At 65.1% G+C, this 8,547-nt stretch carries 10 protein-coding genes; 6 read left to right on the top strand and 4 right to left on the bottom strand.

The features are described from left to right. Positions 1 to 170: 170 nt before the first annotated feature. Positions 171 to 626, bottom strand: coding sequence for a DUF3775 domain-containing protein (locus tag BRAO375_RS23310; protein WP_009029912.1), 456 nt, complete (start codon positions 624 to 626; stop codon positions 171 to 173). A 116-nt stretch (positions 627 to 742) separates the two neighbouring features. Here BRAO375_RS23310 and BRAO375_RS23305 point away from each other — a divergent pair, with 116 nt between their 5' ends. The 4 genes from BRAO375_RS23305 to BRAO375_RS23290 all read left to right on the top strand — a co-directional run bounded on the left by BRAO375_RS23305 (position 743) and on the right by BRAO375_RS23290 (position 4,178). Beyond that, positions 743 to 1,606: an MBL fold metallo-hydrolase gene (locus tag BRAO375_RS23305; RefSeq protein ID WP_009029911.1), complete on the top strand. Its 864-nt coding sequence runs from the start codon at positions 743 to 745 to the stop codon at positions 1,604 to 1,606. 77 nt (positions 1,607 to 1,683) lie between these two features. Further along, a complete protein-coding gene (locus tag BRAO375_RS23300; RefSeq protein ID WP_009029910.1) occupies positions 1,684 to 2,526 on the top strand; it encodes a fumarylacetoacetate hydrolase family protein in 843 nt (280 codons plus the stop codon). A gap of 151 nt (positions 2,527 to 2,677) precedes the next feature. Further along, positions 2,678 to 3,292, top strand: a complete 615-nt coding sequence (locus BRAO375_RS23295) for a glutathione S-transferase family protein (protein WP_009029909.1) — start codon at positions 2,678 to 2,680, stop codon at positions 3,290 to 3,292. 22 nt (positions 3,293 to 3,314) lie between these two features. Further along, positions 3,315 to 4,178, top strand: a complete 864-nt coding sequence (locus BRAO375_RS23290; protein ID WP_009029908.1) for an MBL fold metallo-hydrolase — start codon at positions 3,315 to 3,317, stop codon at positions 4,176 to 4,178. A 2-nt stretch (positions 4,179 to 4,180) separates the two neighbouring features. Here BRAO375_RS23290 and BRAO375_RS23285 read toward each other — a convergent pair whose 3' ends face one another. Continuing rightward, complete coding sequence (locus BRAO375_RS23285; protein WP_009029907.1) at positions 4,181 to 4,513, bottom strand: DHCW motif cupin fold protein; 333 nt, start codon at positions 4,511 to 4,513, stop codon at positions 4,181 to 4,183. Positions 4,514 to 4,611: 98 nt separating this feature from the next. Continuing rightward, positions 4,612 to 5,154, bottom strand: coding sequence for a methylated-DNA--[protein]-cysteine S-methyltransferase (locus tag BRAO375_RS23280; RefSeq protein WP_009029906.1), 543 nt, complete (start codon positions 5,152 to 5,154; stop codon positions 4,612 to 4,614). A gap of 168 nt (positions 5,155 to 5,322) precedes the next feature. On the opposite strand from BRAO375_RS23280, the gene BRAO375_RS23275 reads away from it, so the two are divergent. Together BRAO375_RS23275 and BRAO375_RS23270 are read left to right on the top strand one after the other, a co-directional pair. After that, the gene (locus BRAO375_RS23275; protein ID WP_009029905.1) at positions 5,323 to 6,123 is read left to right on the top strand and encodes a phytanoyl-CoA dioxygenase family protein; all 801 of its coding nucleotides are present in this window, start codon (positions 5,323 to 5,325) and stop codon (positions 6,121 to 6,123) included. A gap of 201 nt (positions 6,124 to 6,324) precedes the next feature. Beyond that, the gene (locus BRAO375_RS23270; RefSeq protein WP_009029904.1) at positions 6,325 to 7,629 is read left to right on the top strand and encodes an NAD(P)H-dependent oxidoreductase; all 1,305 of its coding nucleotides are present in this window, start codon (positions 6,325 to 6,327) and stop codon (positions 7,627 to 7,629) included. A gap of 87 nt (positions 7,630 to 7,716) precedes the next feature. Here BRAO375_RS23270 and BRAO375_RS23265 read toward each other — a convergent pair whose 3' ends face one another. Further along, entirely contained in the window at positions 7,717 to 8,310 is a 594-nt protein-coding gene (locus tag BRAO375_RS23265; RefSeq protein ID WP_009029903.1) for a hypothetical protein, read from the bottom strand. Positions 8,311 to 8,547 lie beyond the last annotated feature (237 nt).

The raw sequence follows: 8,547 nt of genomic DNA, 5'->3' as shown, positions 1-8,547 counted from the left end.
CTCTCCGCAAGTCCGGTGCGCGTGGAGAGCCCCCCTCACCCCAACCCTCTCCCCGCAAGCGGGGCGAGGGAGCGCACTGCCGCTGCGTGTCGAGCTCGACTCCAACGAACGGAAGTCGATCAGCGTTCTACCGCACCGTGCCAGCAAGGCGCGGCTTCCAAACCAACAACCTACTGCTTGGTGATCTCGTCCTCATCCCGCTCGCTTGGGCTCGATGAATCCGCCGTCGTCCGTCCCTCCGTCCAGTCGATGCCGAACGCATCCAGCCCCTCCGCCAGCAGATCGCCGAGCATCGGCTCGCCGAGAAGATAGCGTGCAGTGTGGCGGTCGCGCTGGCCGGCGGCTTCGCGGCGCAGATCGTCCCATTCGTCGATATCGCCATCGCCGCGGCCGAGCCGCATCAGGGCGACCAGATCGGTCTGCTCATCCTCGCTCATCGCATTGATGAAGCCGGTGATCTCGCGCACGACGGGATCGTCGCCGGTGTCCTGGAGCACGTCGATCATGTCGTCGTCGGCGGCGTTCGAGCCGGAATCGTCGTCGGTCGCCTGCTCCTTGACGTCGAACTCGCGCGCCTTCTCGATCAGGAAGGCGACCTTCTCGGGTGAAATCATCAGTTCGGGCATAACCCTCTCCTCCTGGACTAGCCACGACAACGCCTGTTCCCGAAACTCGATCCATTGCGCCGGGACGCGCGGCGCGGCATCGTCGGCACCACCAAAAACAAAGCAGGGAAGCGCGCATGCAATGGACGGTCGGCCGGGTCAGGATCACCAAGTTCACCGAACTGGAAACGGTCGGCGGCACCCGCTTCATCCTGCCGCAGGCGGCGCCGGAGGCGACCCGGGCGCTGCCCTGGCTCGTGCCCGATTTCGCCACCGCCGAAGGCAAGCTGAAGATGTCGATCCACAGCCTGGTGCTGGAGACGCCGACCGGGCGCATCGTCGTCGACACCGGCCTCGGCAACGACAAGCAGGGCCGCAGCGTGCCGGCTTGGAATGGCCGTTCGACGCCGTTCCTGGAGACGATGAGCGCCGCCGGCTTTCCGCCCGAGAGCATCGACATGGTGATCTGCACGCATCTCCACGTCGATCATGTCGGCTGGAATACGCGGCTGGTCGACGGACGCTGGGTGCCGAGCTTTCCGAACGCGCGCTACGTGTTTGGCCGCAGCGAGTTCGAGCATTGGCGCAGCCACAGCGCGGCCGCGGACGAGACCGCGACCTTCGCGGATTCCGTGCAGCCGGTCGTCGATGCCGGCAAGGCCGAGCTGGTGGCGAGCGATGCCGTGATCACCGACGAGATCACGCTGATCCCAACACCGGGTCACAGCCCAGGCCATGTCAGCCTGCACATCCGCTCCGACGGTGCGGAGGCACTGCTGAGCGGCGACGTCGCGCATCACCCCTGCCAGATGGCGCACCTGGACTGGAGCTCGACCGTCGACTCCGACCCGGCGCAGGCCATCGCGACGCGGCAGGCGCTGTTCTCCCGTTTCGCCGACACCGGCACGCTGGTGATCGGCGGCCATTTCGATGCTGGCCACATCCACCGCGATGGCGCGGCCTTCCGCTTCGAAGCAGTGCCGGGCAGCGCCAGCGCATAGCCCGCGAGGTTGAATTTCGCCCCGCCATGCTCCATGACAGGGCTCTGGAATACCAAGGATTTGAGGGAGAGAAACAAATGAAGCTTGTTCGCTACGGCGAAAAGGGCGCGGAAAAGCCGGGCCTGATCGATGCCTCCGGCCAGCTGCGCGACCTGTCGGCCCATGTGAAGGACCTCGACGGCGCCGCCTATGCGCCGGAGTCGCTGAAGAAGCTCGCCACGCTCGATCCGGCCTCCCTGCCCGCCGTCTCCGGCAAGCCGCGGCTCGGCGCGCCGGTTACCGGCATCTCCAAGTTCGTGGCGATCGGCCTCAACTACTCCGATCATGCCAAGGAGACCGGCAATCCGATTCCGGCCGAGCCGATCTTCTTCCTCAAGGCCAACACCGCCCTGTGCGGCCCCTATGACCAGGTCGAAAAGCCGCGCGGCTCGACGAAGCTCGACTGGGAGGTCGAGATCGCAGCGATCATCGGCACCCGCGCGAAGTACGTGTCCGAGGCCGAAGCGCTCAACCACGTCGCCGGCTACACGATCTGCAACGACGTCTCCGAGCGCAACTTCCAGATCGAGCGCCTGGGCCAGTGGACCAAGGGCAAGTCGCACGACACGTTCGGTCCCGTCGGTCCGTGGCTCGTCACCAAGGACGAGATCCCGGACGTGCAGAACCTGTCGATGTGGCTCGACGTCAACGGCCAGCGCCGCCAGACAGGCACCACCGCGACGATGATCTTCTCGATGGCCAAGTGCATCTCCTACGTCTCGCAGTTCATGACCTTGCTGCCGGGCGACATCGTCACCACGGGCACCCCTCCGGGCGTCGGCATGGGCATGAAGCCGCCGACCTTCCTCAACGTCGGCGACGTCGTGACGCTCGGCATTGAGCGCCTCGGCGAGCAGCGCCAGGAGATCGTTGAGGCTTAGTCATCGAGATGTGAGGCGGCCCCAATCTTCAGCGTCGTCATGCCCGGGCTTGACCCGGGCATCCACGTCTTGAACGGTGCCAATGAAAGAGACGTGGATGGCCGGGTCAAGCCCGGCCATGACGACGGAAAGAGCATTCCAGGAGCATCGCATGAAACTCACCTTCTCGCCCGCCTCGCCGTTCGCCCGCAAGGTGCGCATCGCCGCCATCGAGCTCGGCCTGATCGACAAGATCGAATTCGTGCCCGCAGCTGTGGTGCCGGGCCAGGCCAACGAGGAATATTCGAAGATCACGCCGCTGAAGAAGCTGCCGGTGCTGATCCTCGACAATGGCGACGTCATCCTCGATTCCTACGTGATCGTCGAATATCTCGACGAGCTCGCCGGCGGCAACAAGCTGATCCCCGCCTCCGGCCCGTCGCGCTGGAAGGTCAAGAGCGAGCACTCGATGCTGCAGGGCATGCTCGATTCCATGCTGCTGTGCCGCTACGAGGCGTTGGTGCGCCCGGAGGGTCTGCGCTGGCAGGCGTGGTCCGACGATCATTGGAATCGCGCGTGGATGGGCATGGCGCGCTTCAATGCGCAGAGCGACCTGCTGACGCGCCCGTTCGATATCGTGTCCATCGGACTCGTCTGCGTGCTCGGCTACGCCGATTTCCGCTTCGCTGATTGCGGCTGGCGCAAGGCCTACCCGGCGCTCGACGCCTTCCATCAGAAGATGATGGAGCGCGAGTCGGTGAAGATCTCGGTGCCGCCGGCGGCATAACCGTCACGGAGAAGGTGCCGCGATGCTGAATGTCTCGGTTGCCGACACGACCATCCATCGCATCATCGAGCAGGAGACCACCTTCCTGCCGGCGCGCGAGATGTTTCCGGAGCTGACGCCGGAGATGCTGGCAGCCGAGCGCGGCGCGCTGCAAGCGGCCCAGGCACTGGATGCACAGGACACCTTGATCCTGTGCTTCCAGTCCTACGTGGTGAAGACGCCTGATCACACCATCCTGATCGACAGCTGCATCGGCAACGACAAGCCGCGCGCACGGCCGGTCTGGAACATGAAGACCGACGACACCTACATGCGCGCGCTCGCGGCTGCCGGCATTTCGGTCGACGACATCGACGTCGTGATGTGCACGCATCTGCACACCGATCATGTCGGCTGGAATACGCGGCTCGACAACGGCCGGTGGCTGCCGACCTTCCCGAGGGCGCGCTACGTGTTTGCGCAGCGGGAATATGATTATTGGGTGGCGCAGAACGCCAAGGCCGAGGTGCCGCCGTTTGCCGACAGCGTGCTGCCGGTCGTCGAAGCCAGGCGCGCCGACATCGTCAGCGATGAGTTCGCGATCGGCGATCATGTCCGACTGCTGCCGACGCCGGGCCATACGCCCGGCCATGTCGCGATCGCCGTCGGCAAAGGCCAGGACGACGCGGTGTTTGCCGGCGACCTGATCCATTCGCCGCTGCAGCTCGCCTATCCCGAGCTGTCACCGAAATTCGATGTCGACGCGAAACAGGGTGCCGTGACGCGGCGCACGTTCCTGGAGCGCTATTGCGACACGCCGACGCTGTGCTGCACGGCGCATTTCCCGTCGCCCTCGGTGGGCCGCATCACGCGCAAGGGCAACGGCTTCGCCTGCGAAGCCATCTAGCCTCAATCGACGATGAACAGTTTTGCACCGGTCGCGGTGAACGAGCGGTGCGCGGCATCGCCGAAGTCGGAGACCTGGTAGCTCATCCCCGGCGACAGAGTGAACTTTCGGCCGTCCTTCAGCTCGCTCTCGAGCTCGCCTTCCAGCACCAGCAGGATGTGGCCGCGATCGCACCAGTGATCGGCGAGATAGCCCGGCGTATATTCGACCTGGCGCACGCGGATGTCGCCGATCATCAGCGTCCGCCAGTAGGCCTTGCCCTGCTCGCCCGGGTGCTCGGTGACGGGCACCGCGGACCAGTCGGTGACGGTGAAGGGCAGCGTCGGAATCTTCATCGGCGGGCTCTGCGCGGTGAATGGGGCGGCGGATCGAAGCCGCCCATGGCATAGAGCGTCGCGCGCCGGAGATCAAACGCGCCTGCCGTAGCGGGCCGTCAATCGAACAGGCTCGGCGTGTAGTTCACCGCCGCGCCCTCGATCGCCAGCATCTTCAGCTTGGTGTCGACGCCGCCATTGGCGGAGAAGCCGCCCGGCTTGTTGCCGGCCGCGAGCACGCGATGGCAGGGAACGACGATCGGGCACGGGTTACGCCCGAGCGCCTGGCCGACCTCGCGCGACAGTTCGACCCCGCCGAGCTGCTTGGCGATGTCGCCATAGGTCAGCGTCCGGCCCGGCGGGATCCGCCGCGCGATGTCGTAGACGCCGCGCTGGAAAGCGCTGACGCCGTCGAGATCGAGATCGATGTCGCTGAGATCATCAGGCTGGCCAGCGAGCAACGCCTTGATGCGGTCAATGACGCGCTGCACATGCTGCGGTGGCTCAGCTTCGCTGATCCCGGCATAGCGCTGCTGCATCCGCGTCCGGATCTGCGTCATGCCGCCCATTGGCAGCTGCACCGCATTGATGCCGCGCGGCCTCCAGGCGATCGCGCAGGTGCCGATCGCGGTTTCGAACAATGCATAGCTCTGGTCTGACATGGCGGGCTCCATCGTCGCTCTGCCCCGTATCATTTGCCGATCAAACTAGGCTTGGAGAATGTTGCGATCCACCCGGATTCTGCCAATGTCGACAGCGGAAGCAGCGCGGAGGCAGCCCGGCGCAAAGACCGGGCGCCTCCTTCGAGGGAACAAGGACGGGAGAACGCCATGAAGCTGACGCCGGAGCAGATCGCTTTCTTCAACCGCGAGGGCTGGCTGTTCCTGCCCGAGCTGTTCAGCCCGGAGGAGACTGCCTTCCTCGCCCGCGAGGCGGAGGCGATCTATGCGGCCAACCGGCCCGAGGTGTGGCGGGAGAAGAGCGGCGCGCCGCGCACGGCCTTTGCCGCGCATCTCTACAATGACGCGTTCCGCGTGCTGGCGGCGCATCCGCGCATGATCGAGCCGATCGAGCAGATCTTCGGCGAGAAGCTCTACATGCATCAGTTCAAGATCAACGCCAAATCCGCCTTCACGGGCGACGTCTGGCAATGGCACCAGGACTACGGCACCTGGAAGCGCGACGACGGCATGCCGGAGCCGCGCGCGATGAACATCGCGATCTTTCTCGACGAGGTGATGCCGATCAACGGCCCGCTGATGCTGGTGCCGCGCAGCCAGCACGCCGGCGACCTCGAGGCCTCGCATGATCTGGCAACGACCTCCTATCCGCTGTGGACGCTCGACGAGGCGACAGTGACACGGCTGGTCGCCGAAGGCGGCATCGTCGCGCCCACCGGCAAGCCCGGCGGCATGCTGATGTTCCACGGCAATCTCGTGCACGGCTCCGCCGGCAACATCACACCCTATCCGCGCAAGATCGTGTACCTGACGCTGAACGCGGTCTCGAACCACATCCGCACGCCCACGCGCCCGGAGTACATCGCGCATCGCGACTTCACGCCGATCGCAACGCTGCCGGATGATGCGTTGCTGCGACTGGCCAGGGCCCATCGCGAGGCGGCGGAGTAAGGCACACAACGTCTACAACATAGGTCGTCATGCCCGGGCTTGACCCGGGCATCCATCCTCACGGCAAAGGCGCTCGTTGAAAGACGGATGGCCGGGCCTTCGCCGCGCCGAAGGGGCTTCGGCCCCGCAGGCGGGTTAAGCCCGGCCATGACGACAACTAACAGGCGTGCGCATGCGCCTCAACCAAATCCGGATCGCACAATGAACCTCCACGCCCTCCTCCAAGCCCGCGCCATCGCCGGCAAGCCCGTGCGTGTCGCGCTGATCGGCGCCGGCAAGTTCGGCTCGATGTTCCTGTCGCAGGTGCCGCATGTCGCGGGGCTCGAAGTGCCCGTCATCATCGATCTCGATCCTGAGCGCGCCCGCGACGCCTGCCGCACGGTCGGCTGGAAGCCTGAGCTGATCGAACGCACCTCGTTCAGCAGCGATGGTACGAAAGCGTGGGCTGACAATATCGATGTCGTGGTCGAAGCGACCGGCAGTCCGGCCGCGGGCATTCGTCATGCACGCGCGGCGATCAAAGCGGGCAAGCACGTCGTGATGGTCAATGTCGAAGCCGACGTGCTGGCCGGCCCGCTGCTGGCTGACGAGGCCCGTAAGGCCGGCGTGGTCTACTCGCTCGCTTATGGCGACCAGCCGGCGCTGACTGCGGAGCTCGTCGACTGGGCCCGCGCGACCGGCTTTCACGTCGTGGCGGCCGGTAAGGGCACCAAATATCTGCCGGCCTATCACGACGTCACGCCGGACGGCGTCTGGCAGCATTACGGATTGACCGCAGGGGAAGCGCAGTCCGCCGGCATGAACCCGCAGATGTTCAACTCGTTTCTCGACGGCACCAAATCCGCGATCGAGATGGCCGCGATCGCCAATGCGACCGGGCTCGACGTGCCCTCGGACGGCCTGCTGTTTCCCCCCTGCGGCGTCGACGATCTGCCGCATGTGCTGCGACCGCGCGAGCGCGGCGGCGTGCTGGAGCGCTCCGCGCAGGTCGAGGTGGTGTCCTCGCTAGAGCGCGACGGGCGCCCGGTGTTTCGTGATCTGCGCTGGGGCGTGTATGTCGTGCTCGAGGCCCCCAATGACTACGCCGCCGACTGCTTCCGCCAATATGGCCTGAAGACCGACGCCAGCGGCCGTTATGCAGCGATGTACAAACCATTTCACCTGATTGGGCTCGAGCTGAACGTCTCGGTGCTCTCAGCGGCGCTGCGCAAGGAGCCGACGGGCCAAGCGCTCGGCTTCCGCGGCGATGTCGTTGCTGTCGCCAAGAAGAACCTGCGGGCCGGCGAGATGCTCGACGGCGAAGGCGGCTATACGGTTTGGGGCAAGCTGCTGCCGGCCGCGACGAGTCTGCGGGTTGGCGCTTTGCCGATCGGACTGGCGCATCGCGTGAAGCTCACCCGGGACGTGGCGCATGGCGAGGTCGTGCGCTGGGCCGATGTTGCGGTCGATGCCGACGACGAGACCGTCAAGGTCCGCAAGGCCATGGAGCAGAGCTTCGCCCGCTGAGCTGCCGTCGATTTTGCTCCGCATGATGCAAAAGGAAAAGCCCCGACCTGTGGTCGGGGCTCATATCTTCATGGCTGCCTGAAACGTTTAGTTGTCGTCCTCGCCGAACGCCGCGGCGAGCTTGTCGTAATATTTGACGACGAGATCGATGTTGCCCTTGTTCTCGACCTCCGGCGGCTTCGCCTTCAGCGCAGCGTTGAGATCATTGAGGACCTGTTTCTTGTCGTCGGGCTTCATCTTCTTGTCGGCCTGGACCTGCTCGATCTGATCCTTGATCACGGCTTCGGGCCCGACATATTTCTTCGTCTTCGGATCGATGCCGCCCATCACCAGGCTGATATTGTCGACCACGACGTTGAAGTCGTCATAGCTCGCGAAGCCGTATTTCTTGGCAATGCCGTCGAGTTGCGTCACCACCTTCTGGTCCGGCGGCGCATTCTCCGGCAGCTTGTCGGTGACCGCGTCCATGTCCTTCTGCGACGCCAGCACATTCTCGATCTGCTTGTCCGTGAGCGCGATTTGCTTGAGCTGCGGCGGCTGGCTGATCGTGGGGCCCGCCGGCGCAGCTGGCGAATCCTTGGCCGCCTGCGCAAGCGCCGGGAGCGTTGCAATGGCCGTCATCGCGGCGCCGGAGCCAGCGAGGGCCAACGCGACGAAGGTGGTCCGGACGAACATGCGCATGAAGATCTCCTGTGGGACAATGGCCTGCGACGACAGACAGCGCAGCATTGCGTACGTTCTGGGGAATGAACCGCGCCTGAATCGGTTCCGCGGGGCACGATCACACGGTTGTGCGCCTGCGATCGCGGCGCGAACACATGGACTGACGAACGCACCGCCAAAAACGACACCGCCACAAACGGCAACGCCGCGCTGAGTTTATCAGCGCGGCGTTGTCGTTGTGGGGTGTGAAGAGGA

The organism is Bradyrhizobium sp. ORS 375, from assembly GCF_000239775.1.
GTDB lineage: Bacteria > Pseudomonadota > Alphaproteobacteria > Rhizobiales > Xanthobacteraceae > Bradyrhizobium.
This window is presented reverse-complemented; position numbering and strand designations above follow the sequence as displayed.

What these genes read in the sequence shown, in the direction of transcription:
- BRAO375_RS23310 (WP_009029912.1), bottom strand. Translation starts at nt 626, where the DNA reads ATGCCCGAACTGATGATTTCACCCGAGAAGGTCGCCTTCCTGATCGAG.
- BRAO375_RS23305 (WP_009029911.1), top strand. Translation starts at nt 743, where the DNA reads ATGCAATGGACGGTCGGCCGGGTCAGGATCACCAAGTTCACCGAACTG.
- BRAO375_RS23300 (WP_009029910.1), top strand. Translation starts at nt 1,684, where the DNA reads ATGAAGCTTGTTCGCTACGGCGAAAAGGGCGCGGAAAAGCCGGGCCTG.
- BRAO375_RS23295 (WP_009029909.1), top strand. Translation starts at nt 2,678, where the DNA reads ATGAAACTCACCTTCTCGCCCGCCTCGCCGTTCGCCCGCAAGGTGCGC.
- BRAO375_RS23290 (WP_009029908.1), top strand. Translation starts at nt 3,315, where the DNA reads ATGCTGAATGTCTCGGTTGCCGACACGACCATCCATCGCATCATCGAG.
- BRAO375_RS23285 (WP_009029907.1), bottom strand. Translation starts at nt 4,513, where the DNA reads ATGAAGATTCCGACGCTGCCCTTCACCGTCACCGACTGGTCCGCGGTG.
- BRAO375_RS23280 (WP_009029906.1), bottom strand. Translation starts at nt 5,154, where the DNA reads ATGTCAGACCAGAGCTATGCATTGTTCGAAACCGCGATCGGCACCTGC.
- BRAO375_RS23275 (WP_009029905.1), top strand. Translation starts at nt 5,323, where the DNA reads ATGAAGCTGACGCCGGAGCAGATCGCTTTCTTCAACCGCGAGGGCTGG.
- BRAO375_RS23270 (WP_009029904.1), top strand. Translation starts at nt 6,325, where the DNA reads ATGAACCTCCACGCCCTCCTCCAAGCCCGCGCCATCGCCGGCAAGCCC.
- BRAO375_RS23265 (WP_009029903.1), bottom strand. Translation starts at nt 8,310, where the DNA reads ATGCGCATGTTCGTCCGGACCACCTTCGTCGCGTTGGCCCTCGCTGGC.